This is a genomic window from Croceitalea dokdonensis DOKDO 023 (genome assembly GCF_001306415.1).
Classification (GTDB): Bacteria; Bacteroidota; Bacteroidia; order Flavobacteriales; family Flavobacteriaceae; genus Croceitalea; species Croceitalea dokdonensis.
In genome coordinates this window covers 266,230-289,883 of sequence record NZ_LDJX01000005.1, presented here as the reverse complement: position 1 = coordinate 289,883, position 23,654 = coordinate 266,230, and the positions used below count along the sequence as shown (strand labels likewise).

The 23,654-nt window shown below is 43.7% G+C and carries 19 protein-coding genes; 10 read left to right on the top strand and 9 right to left on the bottom strand.

What is annotated here, in order from left to right:
• Positions 1-7 precede the first annotated feature (7 nt).
• The 7 genes from I595_RS12145 to I595_RS12115 all read left to right on the top strand — a co-directional run bounded on the left by I595_RS12145 (position 8) and on the right by I595_RS12115 (position 6,002).
• Positions 8-763, top strand: coding sequence for an SDR family NAD(P)-dependent oxidoreductase (locus tag I595_RS12145; RefSeq protein WP_054559699.1), 756 nt, complete (start codon positions 8-10; stop codon positions 761-763).
• A gap of 6 nt (positions 764-769) precedes the next feature.
• Positions 770-1,540 (top strand): enoyl-CoA hydratase/isomerase family protein, encoded by a 771-nt coding sequence (locus I595_RS12140; protein WP_054559698.1) that lies wholly within the window; start codon positions 770-772, stop codon positions 1,538-1,540.
• 219 nt (positions 1,541-1,759) lie between these two features.
• Positions 1,760-2,761 carry an NADP-dependent oxidoreductase gene (locus I595_RS12135; RefSeq protein ID WP_054559697.1) on the top strand — a complete coding sequence of 334 codons (1,002 nt, stop codon included), beginning with the start codon at positions 1,760-1,762 and terminating at the stop codon, positions 2,759-2,761.
• Complete coding sequence (locus I595_RS12130; RefSeq protein ID WP_054559696.1) at positions 2,761-3,735, top strand: NADPH:quinone oxidoreductase family protein; 975 nt, start codon at positions 2,761-2,763, stop codon at positions 3,733-3,735. Before I595_RS12135 ends, I595_RS12130 begins: the two co-directional genes overlap by 1 nt.
• 391 nt (positions 3,736-4,126) lie before the next feature.
• On the top strand, positions 4,127-4,864 hold the full coding sequence (gene fabG, locus I595_RS12125) for a 3-oxoacyl-ACP reductase FabG (protein WP_054559695.1): 738 nt from the start codon (positions 4,127-4,129) through the stop codon (positions 4,862-4,864).
• 38 nt (positions 4,865-4,902) lie between these two features.
• Positions 4,903-5,367 carry a MaoC family dehydratase gene (locus tag I595_RS12120; protein WP_054559694.1) on the top strand — a complete coding sequence of 155 codons (465 nt, stop codon included), beginning with the start codon at positions 4,903-4,905 and terminating at the stop codon, positions 5,365-5,367.
• Positions 5,368-5,474: 107 nt separating this feature from the next.
• Complete coding sequence (locus tag I595_RS12115; RefSeq protein WP_054559693.1) at positions 5,475-6,002, top strand: DUF4442 domain-containing protein; 528 nt, start codon at positions 5,475-5,477, stop codon at positions 6,000-6,002.
• Between the two features lie 311 nt (positions 6,003-6,313).
• On the opposite strand, the gene I595_RS12110 is transcribed toward I595_RS12115, so the two are convergent.
• A complete protein-coding gene (locus I595_RS12110) occupies positions 6,314-6,973 on the bottom strand; it encodes a leucine-rich repeat domain-containing protein (RefSeq protein ID WP_054559692.1) in 660 nt (219 codons plus the stop codon).
• Between the two features lie 37 nt (positions 6,974-7,010).
• On the opposite strand from I595_RS12110, the gene I595_RS12105 reads away from it, so the two are divergent.
• Both I595_RS12105 and I595_RS12100 read left to right on the top strand, forming a co-directional pair.
• Positions 7,011-8,297 (top strand): NRAMP family divalent metal transporter, encoded by a 1,287-nt coding sequence (locus I595_RS12105; RefSeq protein WP_316934164.1) that lies wholly within the window; start codon positions 7,011-7,013, stop codon positions 8,295-8,297.
• A gap of 56 nt (positions 8,298-8,353) precedes the next feature.
• The gene (locus I595_RS12100) at positions 8,354-8,545 is read left to right on the top strand and encodes a hypothetical protein (RefSeq protein WP_054559690.1); all 192 of its coding nucleotides are present in this window, start codon (positions 8,354-8,356) and stop codon (positions 8,543-8,545) included.
• A 2-nt stretch (positions 8,546-8,547) separates the two neighbouring features.
• On the opposite strand, the gene I595_RS12095 is transcribed toward I595_RS12100, so the two are convergent.
• The 7 genes from I595_RS12095 to I595_RS12065 all read right to left on the bottom strand — a co-directional run bounded on the left by I595_RS12095 (position 8,548) and on the right by I595_RS12065 (position 21,103).
• The gene (locus I595_RS12095; RefSeq protein WP_054559689.1) at positions 8,548-10,470 is read right to left on the bottom strand and encodes an OmpA family protein; all 1,923 of its coding nucleotides are present in this window, start codon (positions 10,468-10,470) and stop codon (positions 8,548-8,550) included.
• Positions 10,471-10,480: 10 nt separating this feature from the next.
• Positions 10,481-11,452: a PorP/SprF family type IX secretion system membrane protein gene (locus I595_RS12090; RefSeq protein ID WP_054559688.1), complete on the bottom strand. Its 972-nt coding sequence runs from the start codon at positions 11,450-11,452 to the stop codon at positions 10,481-10,483.
• A gap of 23 nt (positions 11,453-11,475) precedes the next feature.
• Complete coding sequence (locus I595_RS12085) at positions 11,476-16,437, bottom strand: Calx-beta domain-containing protein (RefSeq protein ID WP_054559687.1); 4,962 nt, start codon at positions 16,435-16,437, stop codon at positions 11,476-11,478.
• Positions 16,438-16,579: 142 nt separating this feature from the next.
• A complete protein-coding gene (gene fabD / locus I595_RS12080) occupies positions 16,580-17,464 on the bottom strand; it encodes an ACP S-malonyltransferase (RefSeq protein ID WP_054559686.1) in 885 nt (294 codons plus the stop codon).
• A gap of 163 nt (positions 17,465-17,627) precedes the next feature.
• Positions 17,628-18,137, bottom strand: coding sequence for a gamma carbonic anhydrase family protein (locus I595_RS12075; RefSeq protein ID WP_054559685.1), 510 nt, complete (start codon positions 18,135-18,137; stop codon positions 17,628-17,630).
• Positions 18,138-18,169: 32 nt separating this feature from the next.
• Positions 18,170-18,901 carry a LytR/AlgR family response regulator transcription factor gene (locus I595_RS12070; RefSeq protein ID WP_054559684.1) on the bottom strand — a complete coding sequence of 244 codons (732 nt, stop codon included), beginning with the start codon at positions 18,899-18,901 and terminating at the stop codon, positions 18,170-18,172.
• Between the two features lie 9 nt (positions 18,902-18,910).
• Positions 18,911-21,103: a tetratricopeptide repeat-containing sensor histidine kinase gene (locus I595_RS12065; RefSeq protein ID WP_054559683.1), complete on the bottom strand. Its 2,193-nt coding sequence runs from the start codon at positions 21,101-21,103 to the stop codon at positions 18,911-18,913.
• 207 nt (positions 21,104-21,310) lie between these two features.
• Between I595_RS12065 and I595_RS12055 the strand changes: the two genes are divergently transcribed.
• Positions 21,311-22,486 carry a vWA domain-containing protein gene (locus I595_RS12055; RefSeq protein ID WP_054559681.1) on the top strand — a complete coding sequence of 392 codons (1,176 nt, stop codon included), beginning with the start codon at positions 21,311-21,313 and terminating at the stop codon, positions 22,484-22,486.
• A gap of 49 nt (positions 22,487-22,535) precedes the next feature.
• Here the strand turns inward: I595_RS12055 and I595_RS12050 are convergent, their stop codons facing one another.
• Positions 22,536-23,531 carry a PorP/SprF family type IX secretion system membrane protein gene (locus tag I595_RS12050; RefSeq protein ID WP_083467594.1) on the bottom strand — a complete coding sequence of 332 codons (996 nt, stop codon included), beginning with the start codon at positions 23,529-23,531 and terminating at the stop codon, positions 22,536-22,538.
• Positions 23,532-23,654 lie beyond the last annotated feature (123 nt).

Here is a 23,654-nt window from a genome sequence, read left to right as displayed (position 1 = left end):
ACAGCTTATGGACTTCACAAAAAAGGTGGTTATCATTACCGGTGCAGGAAGCGGGATAGGTGCGGCCACGGCGCAATTGTTTGCAGCTTACAACGCCAATGTCATCGTATCGGATATTAATTTGGACCAAGCAGGGCTAACGGCCAGGGATATCAAAAAAAGTGGTGGTATGGCCACTGTGGTGCAAACAGATGTTACCCAATTTGACCAAGTCAAGGCCTTGGTCACAGACACGGTTACCACCTTTGGGCAATTGGATGTGATGGTCAACAATGCCGGGATTGGGGGCAAACACCAGTTAAAAACTGCCGAACACGATCATGACGATTGGCATAACGTCATTGCTGTGAACCAAACCGGGGTCTTTTATGGCATGCAGACCGCATTACAGCAAATGATGCTTCAAGGCCAAGGTGCCATTGTCAATGTTGCATCACTTGCAGGATTAAAAGCATCTGGCAACAACCTTTCCTACAGCGCAAGTAAATATGCCGTAGTCGGGATGACCAAATCGGCAGCACTGGAGTATGGCAGAAAAAACATACGGATCAATGCCGTCTGCCCGGGCTTTACCCACTCTGCGCTACTCAACCAACTTTTAGCCAGCAGTGATACTATGGAAAAAAATTTAAAACGGATGATTCCAATGGGGCGCTTTGGGGAGGCCAAAGAAATAGCGGAGGCTATTTGTTGGTTGGCATCGGATCACTCAAAATTCATAACCGGACAAACTATAACCCTAGATGGGGGAACCTCATTATAACATGTTATGAGATATTTAGAACTAACTAAAGAGAAAGACTATAGCGTGGTTAAAATGAACAGAGGTAAGGTAAATGCCCTGAACCATGATATGGTGCTGGAACTAAGTGATGTATTTACCTCCATAGAAAATGATAAGGACACCAAGGGCGCCATCCTCTGCGGACAGCCACATTATTTTTCCGCAGGTTTGGACCTTATTGAATTGTTTGGGTACAACCAAGGGCAAATCAGTCAATTTTTTAATGCTTTCGGAGCCCTCTACCTACAATTGGTCCAGTTTAAAAAACCTTTTATTTGCGCGATAACAGGACATGCCCCAGCAGGCGGATGTGTTTTGGCCGTTGCCGCGGATAACCGTTACATGGCGCAGGGCGAAAAATATGTAATAGGACTAAATGAAGTTGCGGTCAACATTCAAATCAGTCAAAACCTTACGGAGATTTATGCCTTTTGGATGGGTAAGGGACTAGCGAGCCGATACCTGTTGGAGGGCAAATTATTAAGTGGAAAGGAAGCCCGTAACGCGGGCCTTGTAGATGAATTGGTGCCATTGGAGGAGGTGATTCCACGATCAAAAAGGCAAATGGACGTTTACCTAGGTGCCGATCAGCAAATTTGGCAGAACACCAAAGCTAAAATCCGAAAACACCTTTGGGACCAACTGGATACAAATTCTGGGAACGCGCTCAAAGAGGCGGCAGACCTTTGGTGGAAGCCAGAAATCAGGTCAAAAATGGAAGCTTATGTAAAAAGTTTTAGCAAGAGAAAAAACTAAGCTTTATATGTGGAGGCCACCGAACTTTAGGACTGTTTACATAGAGCGCAGTGCTTTCTTTTTTTCATAAGATAAGCTACTTCACGTTAAAAAAAAGCTTAAACCAATACCTAGTAAAAGTAGCAAAAAGAGGTCAAAAAACTAGTAGATACAACGGCCAGTAACCTAAGAAGAAAGAACTTATTTTACCCTGTAGGGAAGTATTAAATCGGTATAACTATGAACAAACAACTATTATTTGTAAAACGCCCTTTGGGCAAACCAGAAGCAGACACTTGGGAGCTGGTGAGCAATCCAATTCCAAAGATTGAAAAAGGACAAATCCTAATCAAACAACATTATATCTCACTCGATCCCGCCATGCGCGGTTGGATGAACAATACCAAATCTTACATTGCCCCTATGGAAATTGGGTCGGTAATGAGAGCTGGATCTGTTGGCGAAATCATTGCCTCCGATAACACTAAATTTAAGGTAGGTGATTTTGTTGCCGGCACTGGTGGGGTGCAACAATATACCGCTACGGACGGTAAAGGATATTACGCGGTAGACCCAAAACTTGCACCTTTGCCCACCTACATCGGAACCTTGGGAATGCCTGGTATGACCGCCTATTTTGGCATCACAGAGGTAGGTAAGATTAAAGAGGGTGATGTGGTACTGGTATCCGGTGCGGCCGGTGCGGTTGGCAGTATTGTAGGCCAGGTCGCAAAAATCAAAGGCTGCAAAGTCATAGGCATAGCTGGCGGAAAAAACAAATGTGAGTATGTCGTGGATGAACTGGGTTTTGATGCTTGTATAGATTACAAGAACGACAACGTAGCAACAAAGTTTAAGGAATCCTGTCCAAAAGGGATTGATGTATATTTTGATAACGTGGGAGGTGATATCCTGGATATTGCACTATCCCGCCTAAAAATGCATGCAAGGATTGTCATTTGCGGCGCCATATCCCAATATAACAATAAAACGGCCATAAAAGGACCAAGCAACTACCTAGCACTTCTGGTCAGCAGGGCCACCATGCAGGGGATGGTGGTTTTTGATTATGCAGACCGTTATAAAGAAGGTGCCATGCAGTTGGGGCAATGGATGGCCCAAGGGAAACTTAAAAGCAAGGAGGCCATTTATGAAGGTATTGAGAACTTCCCCAAAACTTTTGATCGCCTTTTTACGGGAGAAAAGCTTGGGAAACTGGTATTAAAGGTAATTGAGGATTGATGCGGGCAATTAGATGTAACACCTACGGGCCACCATCAACCTTGGTCTTAGAAACCATTAAGGAACCAACCCCTGCACCTGATGAGGTTTTGGTAAAGGTAAAGGCCTGCGGGGTCAATTTTCCGGATACCCTCATCATTCAGGGGAAATATCAATTTAAACCAGAACTGCCCTTTACCCCCGGTAGTGACCTTGCCGGTATTGTGATGGCTGTTGGTAAAAATGTGACCCATATCAAAGTTGGTATGGAGGTATTTGGTTTTGTGGCACATGGGGCTATGGCAGAAGCGGTCTTAGTTCCCTCAAATGCTTGTTTTCCAAAACCAGATTCCATGTCATTTGCCATAGCCTCATCATTTATGATGGCCTACGGCACTTCCTATCACGCACTAAAAGATAGGGCAGCACTTCAAAAAGGAGAGACACTATTGGTTATGGGCGCCTCTGGTGGGGTAGGATTGGCCGCGGTAGAACTGGGCAAGCTCATGGGTGCAAACGTTATTGCAGCGGCATCATCCAAGGAAAAATTGGACCTCTGCGAAAAATATGGGGCCGATGCCACCATTAATTATCATAATGAACCTATTAAAAAAGCGATTAAGGAACTTACCAAGGGAAAGGGTGTTGATGTGGTTTATGATCCCGTTGGCGGAAGGTTTTCCGAACCTGCCTTTAGGGGTATGGGTTGGAACGGAAGGTACTTGGTCGTGGGCTTTGCATCAGGAGATATCCCTAAGCTAGCGTTAAACCTGCCCCTATTGAAAGGGGCATCTCTGGTTGGGGTTTTTTGGGGTGCTTTTGCGATGAAATTCCCAAAGCAAAACCTTGAGAATACCAAAACCTTAATGCAATGGCAAGCCAAAGGACAACTGCTCCCGCATATTGATGCGACCTATTCCCTAGAAGACGCACCAATGGCCCTGGAAGCCATGATGGAAAGAAAAGTAAAAGGTAAATTGGTCATTGAAGTGTAACCAACTAAAAAAGTGACGCCCTTACCTCCTATCCTGTGGTAAATACTATTTGAACATGATGAGGGTTTAGAACGAATTTGAGCCTCTTGTAACAAAATAGGGTTTTTAGTATTGGTGTTCATGCAAACCTTAGCCAAGAAAAAAAGAGGTTGATAAATTCTTAGGGGAAACAAAAATTTGTAATTAAGTAAAACCAAACATGCAATGTCAAAAAATCAATATAAAGCTGAAAATACTCGGAGCAAATCTGCAAGGCATTAAAAAGAACACGATGATTCATTTAGACAAACAAACCGTGGCATTTTAATACCGTTTATTGAGATAACCCGGGAACGCACTAACCAACAACAAAAACCAATCGCGCAAACAAATAAAAGCTAAAGAAAACATCATGAGACTAAAGGATAAAATAGCCATTGTAACCGGTGGTGCAAGGGGAATTGGAGAAGCCATTACCGAGCTTTTTGCCAAGGAAGGAGCAACCGTCATCATCATTGATGTGCTGGAAGAGGGAGAAGAAGTGGCCAAACGTATCGCCACCCGTGGTGGTAAGGCAAGCTATCATTCCGTTTCAGTAACTGATAAAGAAGCGATAACCCGGCTGTTTGCATCGGTTTATAACACCCATGGAAAAATTGATATCCTCATCAATAATGCGGGGATTACCAAGGACCGTACACTGGAAAAAATGAGCATCCCAGAGTGGGATGCGGTTATAGATGTGAACCTTAAAGGGGTTTTTATCTGCACGCAGGCAGTAGTTCCTTACATGAAGGCGCAACAGTATGGACGTATCGTAAGCGCTGCTTCCAATGTGGGGCTACGCGGCAATTTTGGCCAAACCAATTATGCGGCGACCAAGGCGGGTGTCATTGCAATGTCAAAAACATGGACCATGGAACTTGGCAAATACGGGATAACTGCCAATGCCATTGCTCCAGGCTTTACCCTCACCGATATGGTAGCCAAAATACCGGAGCAGCAAATTGAGGCAATTAAAGCCAGTATTCCGCTAAAAACCGCAGCGCAACCCTTGGACATTGCCTATGGATATCTGTATCTAGCTTCTGATGAAGCTAGATTTGTTTCGGGTATATGCTTAACTATCGATGGTGGCATGGCCAGATAAGGAAAGTTATTATTGATAAAAAAAACAGAAAACACGGTATGGCCCAGACTAAAATAACAGATTTAAAGACCTTGAAAAAGATGGAGGGCACAAGGCTTCCCACGGGGGAATGGATGACCATAACCCAAGAAATGATCAATGACTTTGCGAAGGCCACACAAGATTTTCAATGGTTACATGTAGATATTGAAAAAATTAAGGAGCATTCGCCATTTAAAAAACCTATTGCCCACGGATTTCTTTCTGTGGCCCTGCTTTCCAAATTGCTTATGGACCTAGTTACTGTCAACTCCTTAAAAATGGGGGTGAATTACGGACTTAACAAAGTACGTTTCCCAAGCCCCGTGTTGGTAGACAGTGAAATTAGGCTCAACTGTACCATTGTATCTGTAGAACCGTACGATACCAAGGCGGTAAAGATCACATGGGATTGTCTTATAGAAATTAAAGGGCAGGAAAAGCCGGCATGCGTAGCAGAATTTCTGAGCTTGATGTTTGAGTAAATACAGCTAATGACAACCTGCGAGAATATCTTATGAAGCAAACCTTAATATGCAAACAAGCCCACTGGAAATTCAGCCTTAGTGGTGTCACCATATCGAATTAAATTATGGCCTTTTACCAAAAACTTGCCAAAATTGGAGAACGTTTTGTACCAAAGCATGTCCTATTTAAATATGGGTTTAATTTATCGCCCATGTACAGGAGAACAACTGGCCGCATTATCTATGTTTCCCCAGATCTTTCCAACATTAGGGTAAAACTACCCCTCACCTATAAAAACAAAAACTTTGTTGGCACCATCTTTGGCGGCAGCCTTTTTGCCTCGGTTGATCCCATACCCATGGTTCAATACATGCAACTGTTGGGCGATGATTATGTGGTTTGGGACAAGGCTGCCCAGATTTTTTTTAAACGACCTGGTACCCAAACCTTATATGCAGAATTTCATGTTACCCCTAGCGACCTGGAAAGCATTAAAAAGCGTATCGTACTTGAAAGGGAAATTGAATTTGTTCAAGTGACCCATCTAAAGGACCTTGGAAAAACTACCACCTTCTGCGAGGTACATAAGACCATCTATATCGCTGACAAACAGTTTTATAAAAATAAAAGACGTCAAAAAAAGTCAACCTAAAAACGGGATGAACGGGAAGAGCCAACTGGCTCTAAAGTCAATGCAAATACTAAAGGACAGGACATTCTTTATCGAGGCAGTAACTGTGAAACGAATTTTGGGCCTTCCGCCTCAGCAAGCGAACCATTCTTGCCATTCCTTCAGAACGAAGAAGACATGTACTGCTTTATCCTAAACTTGATAGCCCAATCAAAAGAATCGTTATTTTGCCCAACTAACCACAACCCTGCATACACTAGAAAAGTGATACATAAAAAGCACAAAAGAACTCCTGAAACCATGTCTGGCACCTAATCATTGGCAAGGATGCCCTATTGACAATCAAGTGATAAGATATCATTTTCATCTTTGTCCCAGTCGCTAGGCGGGTTGGCCAATTGTTCTGGATTCACTTGGATGCAACTAAGTGGATTTTCGGCGATAAAAAAATCGGTGAGGGCCAAATTGTTGGACACATTAATGGAACCCAAACGGTTATTACTCAGACCCAAATACTGCAATGTGGTTAATCCACTTGGGTTAAATACACTAAGCTGGTTGTTGTCCGCGCCTATTTTCTCTATTATCGGCAGGCCATTGGCAACTAAATTGGCAAGTTGATTGTCTTCTGCCCAAACAAATTTAAGCTTGGAATTCCTACTAACATCCAAGGTCATGAGCTGATTGCCTCGGACACTTAAATTTTCCAAGTTTTCAAAAGCTTCGATACCGGACAAGCTCGTGATGCCCAAACCATCCAAATTGAGATTGGTAACGCTGTTTACCCTACTATCAACGATGGCTCCGTCCAGAACTTCATCAAAATTAAGGTCAATCAACGCTTGCTCAAATGCCCTATCCCCAATTTCCGTAGTGGCCACGCCTATCTCATTGGGAATTTGCTCTTCCAATCCCATTTCCGCATCCGTGGAACAACCCAGCAGTAAACCTAATGTACAACTGATAAAAAAGACGTATCTTATTTTCTTCATAGCCTTGCAAAAATACAATTTTATCAAAACTTAAAAATTGGCTACTTTTCTTGCCACATTTTATATGGAAAAACTCAAAGCTATTGTTAGGCAAGTAGGTCCAGGGCTTCTTTTTGCCAGTATGGCCATTGGCACCTCCCATTTGGTGCTCTCCACTAAGGCTGGAGCGGCCTATGGCTTTATCATGATTGTCCCTATACTCCTGGCAAACCTCCTAAAATACCCATTTTTTGAGTTTGGTGTTCGATACACCAATGCTACAAAATCCACCTTAATTGAAGGATATCACAAACTTGGCAAGGGATACCTTTGGTTTTATGCTTTTATCACCCTGATTAGCGTGTTCACCATTCTGGCAGCACTTTACATCGTTACCGCTGGCTTGCTCAGTAATCTTTTGGAACTGAACCATATTGCCACAAGTACCATAGCCTTGTACCTATTCTTGTTTGTTAGCGTACTTTTGGTGATCGGTAAATACCGTTTGTTGGAGATATCACTAAAATGGCTGGTATCCCTATTATTTATGGCACTTTTACTGACGACTATATTGGTACTTAAAAAAGGGCCGGTAGTCGAAATGGAGCACGTTTTTGGTTCCTTTGTTTTTGACGGTCCCAGCGTTCTGTTCTTAATAAGTCTTATGGGGTGGATGCCCACCGCAGTGGAGGCCTCTGGTTGGGTAAGTATGTGGAGCATAGAAAAAATGAACACATCTAAGGAGGCCTTTACCTTAAAGACCAGCTTACAAGAGTTTAACATAGGATACGCCATCACCTCGGTATTGGCCGTATTCTTTTTGATTATTGGCTGTTACACCCTATACGGCACCAGCACGGAATTAAGTAGTAATTCCGCTATTTTTGCCCACCAGTTGGTGAACCTCTTTACCACCCATTTGGGGAATTGGGCGTATCTGCTCATTGCCATTGCCGCTTTCGCTACCATGTTCAGCACCTGTATGACCGCCCATGATGCGGTATCCCGCGTAAGCTTGGATGTTTTAAAAAAACTGTTTCCTAAATCCAAAATTCCGGTAAATCCAAATTCGTTTGGATATCTGGTGTTTCTCTTGGCACTTATCAATTGGATCGTTATCAATGCCTTTGGCGCAAATATGGGCAGCTTGGTGGCCTTGGCTACCTTTGTGTCCTTTGTTTTTGCCCCAATCATTGGTTGGATGAACCTTAAGGCAGTAACCACCAAAGAACTTAACTCTGAGCAGCGGCCCAAACTATGGTTGCGCATACTGGCTTATGTGGGCATCATCTTTTTAAGCGCTTTTGCCATCTATTACTGTTGGTTGGTCTGGTTCATGGCTTAAGGTACAATTAACATTGCTCACTTGACTTTCTTTCCCAAACTTTACACCTTTGTGCCATGAAAATAATTTCCATTAAACGAAAAACTAAAAAAGAAAGACGGTATACCAAAAAAATGGGCATGTTTCTGGCAAGGGTCACCTACATAAAAACATATGTTTTAGGTATTCCGGTGCGCACGTTGCATAAATATAGGGAAACGTATTATGGAGAAGTAAAAGACTGTGACCAGTGTACCCTGTCTGCCTAGACCTAATTAAAAAGGACATTATCGTTTAAAATAACGATTAGCGAACGTTGATTTTGTTTGTGCAACATCTCCAAACAATATACCCCATTGGTACAGTTATTTAGGATTTTATCCTCTCCATAACCAATGGCATACAAAATGCTGCTTTCTGGCACCCCTTTACTTAAGAGGTAGGCCTTAATGGCGTCTGACCTTGCCTGTGTAATCCTAAAGTTGGTGGCTCCGCCCCCACGACTATCCGTATGGGTTTCAATGCGCAACTGCAATTGCGGAAAAAGGCTAACTGCCTCCACTACCTTATCCAATTCCATGGCAATCTCTGGGGTAATCTTTGCACCACCACGTTCAAAATAAAATTTTTTGAGCTTTACCACCTTTTGACCTTCCACTTCCTCAACAATATCGGAATAGGCAACCAAATCTATATCTAGGGTAATATTCTCTTCATCTGAAAAAGTAGTAGTGTCCAATGATTTGGAATACTCGGAAAACCCGTTCTGGTCAGCCTTAAGCACTACGGACTCCTGCCAGGGAATTTCAAGCCTGTAACTGCCATCTGGGTTAGAGACCACTTCTTTCATAAGTGTACCATCTGAGCTACCCAATTGCACGGTTACGTCACCTAACTCCCGGCTATTGCTTCTTCTTGTGATGTTGCCCTTCACTACAAGTGTTTTAATTCCAGGCTTTTGTGCCACACGGAAACCGTAAATATCATCCGCACCCTTACCTCCGGCCCTATTGGAAGAAAAATATCCCAAAAGGCCCTCCCCAAAATCCCTGATAACAAAACCAAAGTCGTCTTTTTCCGTATTTATTGTGCTTCCCAAATTTACCGGTATACTAAAATTATCATTGGCATCCATTGTGGACTTATAGATATCCATACCCCCAAGGCCATAGAAAACGTCGGAGGAGAAATACATATTATTTTCAAAAATAAACGGAGCTATTTCATTTCCCGGTGTATTGATTCTTGGCCCTAAATTTACAGGGGCGGACATAAGGGTTCCCCTATTGGTATTTACGTAGTAAATATCCGTTCCTCCGTAACCGGTACCAAAATCTGCCGCAAAATATAAGCGTTCATTATGTTCATCATAAAAAGGATAGTAAAAGGAAGTACTTAAATCACGCCATAGAAATCGGAATTCACCATCAATGGGCTGTATGCCTATGGCCAAGGCGTTTTTGCCATTTTCATCATAATCTAACTGACCTTCAACCGTATTGCTCAACACATAAAAAACACTGTTTAGTTTCTCCGAATAATTGGGCGTAGCCCGATGAAAATCAGAGGATTCAATGGCATCAAAAGGATATACACCCCCTACTTGACCATCTAGTTGTACTTTCCCTTTAAAAATGTTCAGATACCCAGATGCCTCCTTTTGCTTTCCATAAGGCCTTCCGCTCGTAAAGAGTATATCTTCCTTATAAAAAGTTGGAGAGAAATCTGCATGTTTGGTATTGCATTGTAAATTAAACAATTCAAAATCCAAAGTAGTGTCTGTAACTTCTGATGCCAGAATTTGACGGTTAAAGTTGATGTTTTCCATAAATTCCGTTCCAAAAGTTGTGACTTTCTCCTGCAAAAGGTCTTCAAATTTTTCTTGGTTCACGGTTGCCTTCAAGGCTTGGAACAACCTATTTAGTCTAAAATCGTCCTGGATGGAATCCTTGGAAAAATAAGCCAAATAGCCCGTGGCAGCCTTATCGTATTCTTCCAATTTAAAATAGGCATCCGCAAGGTTCAATTTTTGGACATCAGTCAACATTTCCCCTTTTTGAATAGCCTTGGTATAAGCGTCTATTGCCTTTTGGTAGGCATACTCAAAAAAATACGCATCTCCCTTGGAAGGTTTATCTTGAGAAAAACCTAGGAGCATATTGCACAAAAACATCGACACTACAAAATATCTCATCATCTTACGATTAAAAGAACCTGGGGCTATCAATTTGCTTTGGTTTGCCCTTTAATTTCTTATTCTTATCCCTAGTATTGGAACCGGAACCATCCCCACCCCTACCTAAAAAGAATTTTAGGATAATTTCATGGGAACCACTGTTAAACTCTCCCAATCCATTGGTGTTATAATCATAGGAATACCCCAAAAACATGCCGGGAGAAACTTGGAGCCCTGCCAAACCACTTACGGCATTGTCCACACGATAGGCCCCACCTAGCGTTAGTGCGTCCATAAATAAAAAGTTAGCCGAAAGGTTAAGCGTAGCCCCCGCGCCCTCCAAATAATTCATTAAAAGGGCCGGCTTAAATTTTGATCTATCCCCAATATCAAAAACATAACCAGCAATAAGGTTGTATTGAATTTTATCCTCGACCAAAGTGGCTACTTCATCATTATAAATACCATTGGTCAAAAAATTGGGGATGGACGCTCCAAGGTACCAATCTTCCGCGTATAAGAATAACCCCGCACCAATAGTGGGGTAAAAATTATTGATTTCTTCCCCGAACAATAGCGGCTCACCCGGATTTTGAAAAGTGCCGTCCGCATAATTCACATCAATCAATGCACCGCCGGCGTCCATCCCAAAAGACAGCCATGTATCATCAGAAACTGCAATTTGATAAGAATACGCAATATCAATATAGGTTTGCGACACCGGTCCCAACTCATCATTAATGACGTTAAAACCTAGCCCCATTTTTTCATTGGCCAACGGAATATTGGTTCCAAAACGGATGGTCCGTGGGGCACCCTCAATATCAATCCATTGAGCCCTATAAAGGCCCATAATCTCGGTGGACTCCACGGACCCCACATAAGCTGGATTAAAACTGCCTATATTATACATGTACTGTGTATACTGGGGTTCCTTTTGCCCAAAACTATGGGACGTACAAAACAGGGCAAGAAGTAAAAAGCCGATGCTATGGTTCATAAATACTCTCATATGCTTCAGGGCTATTGTCTTATGATTTGAATCCAACCTTTGGTTACCTCAGTACCATCACCTAAATCAAGGATATAAAAATAAGTTCCCTTGGGGAGGTTGCCATTTTTTCCCCTTCCATCCCAGGTACTATCGTAAGCACTTTGGCGAAACACCTCATTGCCGTACCTATCATAAACCTGAAGGAGGTTATTGGGGTAATTTAAGTGGTCTACCAAAATCAGGAAATCATTGACACCATCACCATTGGGCGAAAATAGATTACAAATAGTACCAGGTGCAATACAATCGCTTTCCCTAACCCGGACCGTGACCGAGGCCGAGTTGTTCTCGGTTTCAATATCCGTTGGAACAGAAGATGCCAAACTGGCCGTATTGGTTAAATCCCCCAATACATTCACACGGACCGTAATTTCCAGCACAGCCTCTGCTTCTGGTAATAATTCTGGTATGGACCATAGTCCGGTAGACGCAGTGAATACCCCTATGGAAGGTTCCGTGTTGATAACATCAAAGCCTGTTCCCGCAGACACGCCGTTAGTTGGCACCAAAACAGTTTCATCTTGGATACTGATATTGATGGCTGGGTTCTCTCCAATATTCCTTACGGTAACTGTAAATATCACCTCATCATTGGGCAGGGCTGCCGCCCTGTTGGCACTTTTTAATACCTCCAAATCAGTAGGGGCCGCATTACAGTTTTCCGAGATTGTGGGATCACAGGGATCTAGCGGGTCACTTAGGCCCTCAGGTATCAAGGGCGTTGTGCTATCATCCTCACCCAATACCTCTTCACCATCTGTAAGGCCGTCTTGATCGGTGTCTGCCAATTCTGGATTGGTTCCCAAATCCATTTCCTCAGCATTGGTCAACCCATCATTATCACAATCACTGTCCGGTAAGGCAGTTCCTCCTAAGGAGTCACAATCATCCAAAGGGTCTGTGGCATCAACATTAACTTCTTGCCCGTCTAAAATACCATCTCCATCCGTATCCGGATTCTGTGGGTCCGTCCCTAGAGTTTCTTCTGCATCATCATTTAAACCATCATTATCCGCATCCAAGAGGCAGTCCACCACTGCTACGGCAACTTCTATGGATTGATCGGTGCACGGCGCCTCCGCAACATTCGTGGTATATCTAAAGACGTAGTTTCCTTCGGCCAAACCAGCAAAATCTACTTCGTTATTGGCATTTATAACCACTTGGCCAGATGGGTCGTCCACAATTTCCCAGAAACCGGCATCGGCACCGGTAAGGGCGTTATCCAAATCTAACACTGTGCTCTCCCCTTCCGGAACCTCATTACACCCAAAAACAGTATTTACCGTTCCGGTTGAGGGGTTGTTGTTTACCGTAGCGACAACCGCTGCCCGCTCCGAGGTACAACCATTGGCGGATGCCTCTACGTAAAAGGTTGTGGTTTCCGATATCTCTGGGGTAGTAAATGTTGCACCTACCCCTAGGATGACATCACTGGTTGGGGAATCGTACCAATTTAGGGTGGCTCCAACAGTTCCTCTAGCGGTCAAATCCACGCTACCCAATTCGCAGCCTACCCCACCGTTGGTTTCCACGATACTTGGCGATGTATTCAACACCAAGGTAATGGACACCACGGGGCTGGAACAGTCCAGAATATTCACATTGTCCGCGTCGTCAAAGAAGAAGCCAAAATACGTACCGGGACTGGTGACCACATTGCTTCTGTGGGCACTTACCTGCAGTGGGTTGCTGCTGGTGCTCCAAGTAAGCACGCTGCCCGTAGGGGCATTGTTGGTCACATATTCGTTTAAATCTACCTCTATACTATCACAGAAGTTTGTGGGCAAGGTGTCATTGATAATAGGAGCAGTATCTCCAGCATCGCAATTTACGGAACAATCCGAAATGGTCACAGTGATGTCCGTGGTATCTTCCGTGCAGGGTGCCACGGCACCCAAGGTGGTATACCTGAAGATGTAGTCTCCGGCCGCCGTGCCATTGAAATCTACGTTATTACCCGTTCCAATAATCACATTACCTCCAGCAGGCGTGGACAAGACCGTCCATACACCGGCGTCCGCACCGGTAATTTGATTGTCCAGGTCTATTGAGGTTGGACCGCCATTACCCACAGTATTGCAAGCTGCTGCGTTTGCTCCCGTGCCTGCTGATGGGGTTTGGTTACCTACTAGGGTAACTTCCAAAACAGCACTTGCACAGGTGTTTGCACTATCATAAAAGAACCCAAAATATGTACCCGCTTGGTTGACCACGCTGGTAGCAAGATGCGTATTTACATTGGTAACATCCGTATCGGTATCACTCCAAACCAATTGGGCGCCAACGGGAACGGCACTCACGGTAAAAGCATCCAAATCAACACTAAAATCATCGCAGAAAAAACGTGATTGGGCAGTGTTTAGGACGGGAGCGGCGGTTCCGGAAGCACAACTGTCGTCATTAAGTATGGTTGCCGTGGCCGTATCACCTATATTGACCGGCAAGGAGGTATTGGTGAGGTTATCCATGCTAATGGACACAGTTTCATCCGGTTCTATGATGATATCCGCGGTTGGGGTAAATGAAAAATTCTCTATTTCACCGGCAGTACCGGTGAAGAACAATGGTATACTATTTATCGGGGTATAATCATCGTTAGCCAAAGTAGCTGTGCCATCGTTGGTAGACACCATTACCCTAAAACCGCCAGCCACCGGGTTGTCCAAAATAGCCACCATGGTAACGCTTCCATCATCCTCATTGACGGAAACATCTGCAATTTGCACAGATGCACTATCATCATTTTGAATGGTCCCAACTGCCTCAGCAGTTCCCAAAATGGCATTGACAGGATTGCTTATACGCACCTCAAAGCTCTCATCAGCCTCCAATTGTACGTCCCCATTGACCAAAATGGCAACCAATGTACTGGAATTACCTGCCGTTATGGTTCCCGAGGCTCCTGCCACAGCAACGTAATCTGCTGCGGTTGCCGTTATATTGGCCGTGCTATAGGTAAACTGAATGTCTTGTAGGGCAGCCGCACCACCATCAATACGTACTTCAAAATTAAAGGTGGTTGTACCCGCATCCCCCTCATTTCTGGATAGGTTAGCAATACTGATGCTATTGAAATCATCATTTACAATGGTGCCAACACCCGTTGCATCTGCGATAATGGCATTGACCGGATTAGAAAGGACAACCGAAAAATCCTCATCCGTCTCAATATCCGTATCCCCATTGATAATGACCGTAATGGTCGTTGATAGGTTTCCTTGGAGAATGGTACCCGTGCCCGTATTGGCAATAAAGTCACTTGCGGTAACGGAGGCGCTGCCCGGACTTGTCGCAAAATCAAATGCAATATCATCAGAAGCTGCAACACCATCTACGAGCGATACGGTAAACACTAAATTCCTAGTGCCCGAATTGCCCTCCACAATGCTCACATCATCTATGACAAGTGCATCTACGTCATCACTTTCAATGGTTATGGCATCCTCATCATTACTGCCCACCGTGTACACCGCACCAGCTTGTAGGGTAACGATTACCGTCTCATCATCCTCTACCAAGGTGTCATCCACGGGCACAACATCTACCTCCACCACATCCAGTCCATTAGGTATAGTAACGGTTCCTGTCAAAGGAACATAATCGTCCGTTGGGGTGGCGGTGCCGCTTACGGTGTAGTTGATAGCGATTGGGCCACCCGTATTATTGGTCTGACTTAGACTAAAGGCAAAGGTTCCCGGAATTGTACCAGCCTCTGTGGCAGTATCTACCGTTGCAATGACATTGGCCTGAAAATTCTCATCATCCAGGTTAATGGCATTGATTATTTGATCGGGAACGGCATCAAAATCATCATCACTGGCAGCTGCCCGTATGCTTAGGACGATATCATAATTCTGATCCCCATCCACCAAGGGATCATTTTGGCCTATTACCGTAACCGTTTGGGGGGTGTCATAATTTGTTGGAGTAAACGTTAAACTAGGCAAATCAACGTCACCTTCGGTGGTATCAGTAGACGCTACATCTATCACAACATCTGAGGTTGGTTCTGCATCCAGCACCACGGTAAAGGTTTGATTGGTACCATCTTCACCAGTTACGGTAGTTCCTCCCACTTCAACAAAAGTAAAACCAGCAATATCATCGCTCTGAATCAAAACATCGTCCCTGTTGACACCAACACTAACGACGCCCGCATCCGCAATGGGAAATAAGGCCGGTTCACTGGTTTGTATCAAATTGATGCGGAGCACCTCTGCAGGTTCAATTAAGGCATCGTCCACGGGTATCAACTCAATGGTGCCCGTTTGTTCACCAATACCAATATCCAAAGAAAATACAAGTGGTTCGTAATCCGAAACAATGGCGGTTGAAGCTCCACCTCTACCGTAGTTAACCGTAATGGGGCCCGTGGTATTGTTAACCCCGCCCAAGTCTACGGTAAAAAGACCGGAATCCGGCCCTGCCTCAGAAGCATCATTATCCGTGGCCACAATGGTAACCAAACCTTCGTCATCATCTTGGATGGTTAGTGTAACCTGATTGTTTAACGGGTCTGCCGTATATGCGCCATCTTCCAGCGTTATGATCAACTCCTCATCACCTTCGATGAGGTTATCCTGTATGGCCTCAATGTCAACGGTTAAGGTTGCTCTTCCAGTGTTGTCTGGCTGTAAGCTAAAGTTAGGGGCCGTCAAATCTGGGATGTCCACCCCATTTTGGGCCACACCACCGAAGGAAAAAACTAAAAAATATGTTGTCTGGCTATCGAAGTCACCATTTACCAATTCGAATCTAATGCGGGCATCTGGCGAACCGTCCTCCGCAGCCGTATCCCGGTTGGACACAATTCCCATGGAGATGGTCTGTGCACCAGCCGTTACCGAGCTTAATACAAAAATAACAAACAGGAAAATATGGTAAAAGGCTTGGCTGCGGCGATGCAAATAGGTGTTCTTTACTTTCATGAGGCTAGTGCTTTGGTTTTTAGGCTTTTCCTAAAAATTCAGCTGCTCCAAAGGGAGACGGGCAATATTACTAAAATATGTAGCAAACCCATAAAATCATGGGTTAAATCTTACATATCTTAGTTAAAATACCTGAATCCCCTTAGGCCACGGATGCCGAAGCAGTTTCCACCTTGCGTTCTATTTTTCCTACCAATCCTTGGAGTACTTTCCCAGGCCCTACCTCCGTGAAATGTTTGGCACCGTCCGCAACCATCTGCCGTACACTCTGGGTCCATTTTACGGGAGCGGTCAATTGGGCAATTAAGTTGGTTTTTATGTCCTCGGGGGAGGTTACGGCCGTTGTGGTCACATTTTGATAGATGGGGCAAGTTGGTTCCTGGAAAGCGGTCGCATTGATGGCCGCGGCCAAAGCTTCCCTTGCAGGCTCCATTAATGGCGAATGGAACGCCCCCCCCACGGGCAACAAAAGTGCGCGCCTAGCACCAGCTTCCTTTAAATTTTCACAGGCAAGGTTCACAGCCTCCAGTTCCCCAGAAATGACAAGTTGCCCGGGACAGTTGTAATTGGCGGGCACCACAACCCCCGGGGTTTCTTGGCAAATTTTTTCTACCACTGCGTCTTCCAGACCAAGTACTGCCGCCATGGTGCTGGATTGCGCTTCGCACGCTTTTTGCATGTACTGCGCCCGCTTTGCCACTAGCTGTAGGCCATCCTCAAAGCTAAGGCAACCTGTGGCCGCCAAGGCAGAAAACTCCCCCAAGGAATGGCCGGCCACCATATCTGGTTTAAAGGTATCTCCCAACACTTTGCTCAAAATGACCGAGTGCAGAAAAATGGCAGGTTGGGTAACCTTGGTTTGTTTTAAATCTTCCGATGTCCCTTCAAACATGATATCCGTTATGGAAAAACCAAGGATTTCATTTGCCGCTTCAAACAACTCTTGGGCTTTTGGATGGTTCTCATAAAGGTCTAGCCCCATTCCAACAAATTGGGCACCCTGTCCGGGAAAGATATATGCGTTCATTCATGGTATTTTATGGTACGAAAATACACAATTAGCGGCATACCATGCCCCAATGCGGATTTGGTTCAGTTTTAATAATAATGTCCATTCAACTTTTTTAAACTGGCTAAAACAATTGCAGCATTTCGCTTTGATCCAAAAAGTATTAACCAGGTTAATGATGCTATTTAAACCAGCTACTATATGTTACGTAGTTTCTTGCAATACGGTCAATTTCTCCCTTGCTCAATGCCTCATCCACTTCCTTGATTTTCCTTGCTGGCATTCCTGCGAATACCGTTCCGGATGGAACATGGGTCCCTTTGGTCACCACTGCCCCTGCGGCAATAATGGCGTTGCTCTCTATGACGCAGTCATCCATAATAATGGCACCCATGCCCACTAGCACGTTATCTTTTATGGTACAGCCATGGACTATGGCATTATGCCCAATGGAAACATTATTGCCAATGGTGGTCGGGGACTTTTGGTACGTACAATGCACTACCGCGCCATCTTGCACATTTACCCGGTTGCCCATTTTTATAAAGTGGACATCCCCCCGTAAAACTGCATTGAACCAAACGCTACATTCCGCTCCCATGACAATGTCCCCTACCAAGGTGGCGTTTTCCGCAATAAAACAATCTTTCCCAATTTGTGGACTTTTTCCGTTGATGGTATATGTTATCATGATGTTGAACTGGTTTGGATTTTTTTTTAACGCTATTTATAATACCCCAATAACTCGGACTTTCTGGATGCAGAAACGGATAGCTCCTTTCCATTGGATAAAATTACACTACCGCCCTTGCCTTTTTTATACTTTACAATTTCGTTTACATTCACCAAATAGGACTTATGTATTCTAGCAAAAGGAAACTCCCGCAACGCTTCCTCAAAATACTTTAAGGTTTTGCTCACCAATATTTTTTTATGTTCCAAATAGATTTCCGTATAGTTATCATCGGCCTTACAAAAATAAATGTCGGCCACCTCTAAAACTTGGAACCCATCTTGTTGTGGCAAGGTGATTTTCCCTTCTGCACGCTTTAATTTGGCAGGCAACACTTTACCTTCCAGCGCATTTTCCCCTTCTTTTACCTCTGCCACATAAGCCACGGCCTTAACAAGCTCATCAATATTTATGGGCTTCATTAGATAATAGGCCGCATGGGTGTTCAATGCCTCCATGGCATAGTGGTTATATGCGGTCACGAAAACGGTTTCAAACGTTCTATCCGGCACTTGGTCCAATAGGTCAAAAGCGTTACCAAAGGGCATTTCCACATCTAAAAAAACCAAATCTGGCTGGTGAAGTTCAATTAAGTCCAATCCCTCCTTTATGGAAGCGGCCTCGCCTACAATGTCCACATTACTGCAATATTTATGCAAATAATTCCGTAGGATTTCCCTACTATTTGCCTCATCTTCCACTATGATCGTTTTTAATTCCATAAGCCTATTTTAGTCCCTTTTCAGTTTTAAAACTACCCTTGTACCTGTGCCATCTTCCTTGTAATCATTAATGGAAACCTCTACTTTATTTTTGTACATATCATTTAAAATAGCGATGCGTTTTTTAATATTGCCCATACCTTTGGAACGCTGTTTTTTTTGGTTTTGGGTCTTAAGTTCCGCGGATTTTTTTCTGCCGATGCCGTTATCAATCACCTCTATGTTAAGCATCTTTTCCGTAATTGCACTCACAACGATGTTAAGAAAACCCTTGGTCTCTTTGTAACGCAGACCGTGCCAAATGGCATTTTCTATGTAGGGTTGCAACAACATTGGTGGAATTTCAAAGGCATTTATGGCCACGTTTTCATCTATCTTGACCTCATAATCAAACTTTTCAGGAAAACGGGAATGCTCCAATTTTACATAGAGCTGCAACAGTTCCAGTTCTTTGGAAAGTGGAATAAAATCCTCCTCCGAATTCTCCAGCACGGTGCGCATCAGCAAAGAAAATTCGCTTAAAAACCTATTGGCGGAACGCTCATCACTCTTGGCGATATAATTGTTGACCGAATTAAGGGCATTAAAGATAAAATGCGGGTTCATTTGGCTCCGTAATGATTTTAAGGCCAATAGGTTGTTGGCCAATTTCTGTTGCTGGTTGGTACGGTAGTATAGAAAAGCGGCCAGGGCAAAAAGCAACATCCCAAACATTAAGGAATAGATAAGCCATTTTTGGCGCTTGTTACTTTCCTCAAAAAGTTGTTGCTCCGTTAGGGCAAGACTGTATTTGCTTTGGGACAATTCCCGTTCCTGTTCTAAACTGCTAATACGGTTTTGGTTGGAGGTAATTTGACGGTTTAAACGTGCCAACCTAGATATTTCCTGTTCTTTTTTAATGTATAGGGTATCCACTATGGCACCATATTTCTGGTAATTTTCAAATGCTTTTTCAATATTTCCTTGGTACCGATAAACCTCGGACAACTTTCTGGTAGCGTCCTTTTGTACCACAAGGTCATCCTCCTTGTCCGCTTCTACAATACTGCGCTCCAAGAAAGGAATGGCTTCATTAAGTCTGTCTTGTGAAATATAGGCGTTGGCTATTTTATAATTGATGCGCTGAGAGGTTATGGAATCTAAATCCGGTGCCGCACGTTTCTTTACTTTGGGTTCACCGGGCAATTGGCTCAGCTCCTTAAGGGTTTGCTTCCTTAATTTTATCTCGTCATCAAAACGGTTGGACTGGTTATAGAAATCGGCCACTTTTTCACTTTCCAATATGGCACGTTGCGGGTTTTGTTTTTTGGAGAGTTGTAAAGAATTGTCAAAATATCCTTGCGCCTCTATGTCCCTATCGGCAGCAGCGTAAGCAGCTGCAATTTTGGAATTAAGGTCGATGACCTTGGGCGAAACCTGGTTTTTTTCTGCCACTTTTAGACCTTCCCTATAAAACTCCAACGCAGTTTTTAGGTTACCAAGCCCGTTAAAGGTGTCACCAAGCAATTCATAAAGGGCTATCCGTTGGTAAGGAACCAAGCGTTTTAGTTTTTTAAGGGGTTCCAAGGTCTCCCTAGCGTCTACAAATTGCTGGTTCATGACATAAGCCTCACCCAATAAAAGGGTGGTGGCCACCGTCTTACTGGCCTTGGTAGCATCCTGGAAGTTGGATATGGCCAAATCGTACTGTTTATGGTATAAAAAAACCTCCCCAAGGATAGCCAATGCGGCAGCTAGCTCCTTTTTATCCGTTTTAGCACCCATGGATGCTATGGCCTCCGCGACAAAATCCGTGCTTTTTTCAATATCCAATTTCTTGTAATACCGGGCGGAGTCCAAAGCTCGCGTATACATTTCTTGCTGTTTGTCCAAATTGGCAATGCGTTGTGACGCGGCCCCGTAATTCTCAACCTCAACAATAACGTCCTCATCTGAGGTAACCCTATGCTCCACCATCTCAAACTCGCTGCTTCTAAAAAATAGGATATCTCCTTTATAAACCTTAATCCTAAACTCCCCCAAAGCGTTTGTAGTGGTATAGATACCCCTATTGGTAGAAACTTCCACATCAGAAATGGGGGTGTAGTTTTCCTTCCCCCTAACGGCACCTTTAAGGTCTATAGCTTCTTGTTTGTTTTGATATTGCCCAAGTAGCAAAACACTCCAAACAAGAAAAATCAACATGTTAAAATTCCTGATCATGTATGACATTCAAGTCCGTAAACTTAGTTGATTTCAAGCGGTTTGAAAAATGCGTAAATGCCAAAAAGCGGTATAAAATCACTAAAAAACCACCCTTAGCTAAATGTAGGATTACCATCACTCAACCAAATGGCCCGGTCACTCATTTTAAGTTTTACGGCCTATCCGACACCCATAGCTTTGACGATAAATAAAAAAAATTAAAAGATGAAAACTAAGATAAATTTTACGCTATTTGGGCTGTTCACCTTATTAATAGGAGCCATTTATGCCAACAGCGGCAACGCCATGGATGACCAGACCAATACAACCAGTACAACCCTCGCCGAATTGCAAAAAGACAAACCCAAAAAACAATATGTGAAAATTGCTCTTTTACTAGATACGAGCAATAGTATGGATGGCTTGATCAACCAAGCCAAATCCCAACTTTGGGATATCGTAAACGAGTTTTCCTATGCCAAGTGTGCCAATGAAAGCAGACCAGAGTTACAAATAGCGCTTTATGAGTACGGTAATGATGACCTGGCCTCCACAGAAGGGTATATGAGACAGGTATTGAACTTTAGCGGGGACTTGGACCTGATTTCGGAAAAACTATTTTCATTGAGCACCAATGGCGGGGAGGAGTACTGTGGCGAGGTAATCCATAAATCCCTAGAACAGTTACAATGGGGTAAAAACGAGGATGACCTTAAGCTAATCTTTATTGCTGGAAACGAACCTTTTACCCAAGGAAAACTTAACTACAAGGACGCTGCAACGCAGGCAAAGGAAAAGAATGTAGTGGTCAATACTATTTTCTGCGGCGCTTATGAACAAGGTATCCGCTCTAGTTGGAAAGACGGCGCAACCCTTACCGGCGGGGAATACATGGCCATAGACCAAAACAAAAAAATAGTGCACATAGAAACGCCATACGATGAGGTAATCATAAAATTGAACCACAAATTGAACAATACCTATATCCAGTATGGCAGCCTGGGCGCCAAGAAATACGAGGCCCAGTCTGCCCAGGATGCAGAGGCGGCATACGTAGCCAAGGAAGTGGCCGTAAAAAGAGCAGTGAGCAAAAGCTCAAGATTGTACAACAATGCAAGTTGGGACCTTGTGGATGCTTATGACAAGGACCAAATAGCATTATCGGATTTAAAACCATCACAGCTTCCTGAAGTTCTTAAAAACAAAACCGAAAAAGAAATAGAGGCCTACATTACATTAAAGAAAGCGGAGCGTGCCCAAATTCAACAAGCAATCCAAAAGCAAAATGCAAAACGCCAAAAGTTTATAGAAGAACACACCAAAGAAGAAGATGGAAAACTGGAAAACGCGATGCTAAGCGCAATTAAAAAACAGGCTGCCACCAAAGATTTTAAATGGTAAGCAAAGTACCCAACATTATTGAAAGCCTGCCCTTAATAAGGATGGGCTTTTAATAATTGGCCGCCGGGCAGAAACAGTCGAATCGATTTTGGCGTTGTTCCCCAAAATCTATACCTAGGGTTATTTGATGGAAACCACCATCATCAAAACGGATATCACCCATTTGATACGAGTAATTGTAAGAAATCATAAACCTATTGATGTTCACACCTGCGATAGGGGTAATAAGCTGCAGGCGCTGCTCCCCAAAAGTCCCATTTTGCTGAAACTGGGCCCCGTCAAAACTTCTTCGATAGGACAAACCGCCCCATACCGTGGCGTTGCCCACATCTTTATACACTTTTGCGTTAACGTCCAAGGTGCGTTCCTCCGTGAATTCCGTCATTTGAAAAAGCACAGATGGTTCTACCCTAAAATCTCCCCTACCAAAAATATGACCCACGGAAAATAGGTACCTTCTGAGATTATCAAATTCTGCGGCCGTATATAGGTCCCGGCCAGTCCCCAAAAGGTTAAGAACCGCAACATGGGCATAAAATTCCAGATAATTATAAGAGGCGCCCAAATCCACATTAAAGTAACTGATGGTATTTTTTGTTCCCGATATTATGGGATCTGGAATAACGGACCTAAATTCAGTTTCATCCAAACTACTGAGAATGGCACCAGCACTAAGACCAAAGGACAGCTGGTTTAAACTTCTAAAATCACCACTTAATTGCAGGTGGTGCGCGTAGGTGGCCTTAAACCCTGTTTGGGAATGATAACCATTGCTATCATTGAACAATATGGCTCCAACCCCACTATTTTCGCCTACCCTAAAATGGCCGTTAAAAGTTTGCAGGTTAGGTGCCTCATCCACGCTAAACCATTGCTGCCTGGCCGTTAGGCGTATTTTACCCCCTTGGCCAATACCGGCCATGGATGGGTATACCAAATAGTAGTTGTCTGCCAAATAATCAAAATATACTGGAATACCCTCTTGTGCATTGCTTTTAAAAACAATAAAAAGGGTGAAAACGGATAGTAGAAGTAACTTTTTCATCTTCAATATGGGGCTATGTGCTCTGCGTTCGTTGTTGGAACCAACGTTAATAACGATTTAAATGTAAGATTATTATGTCTTTCGATACCCATAATTCCGTTGTATTTTTGCAAAAAATCGAGC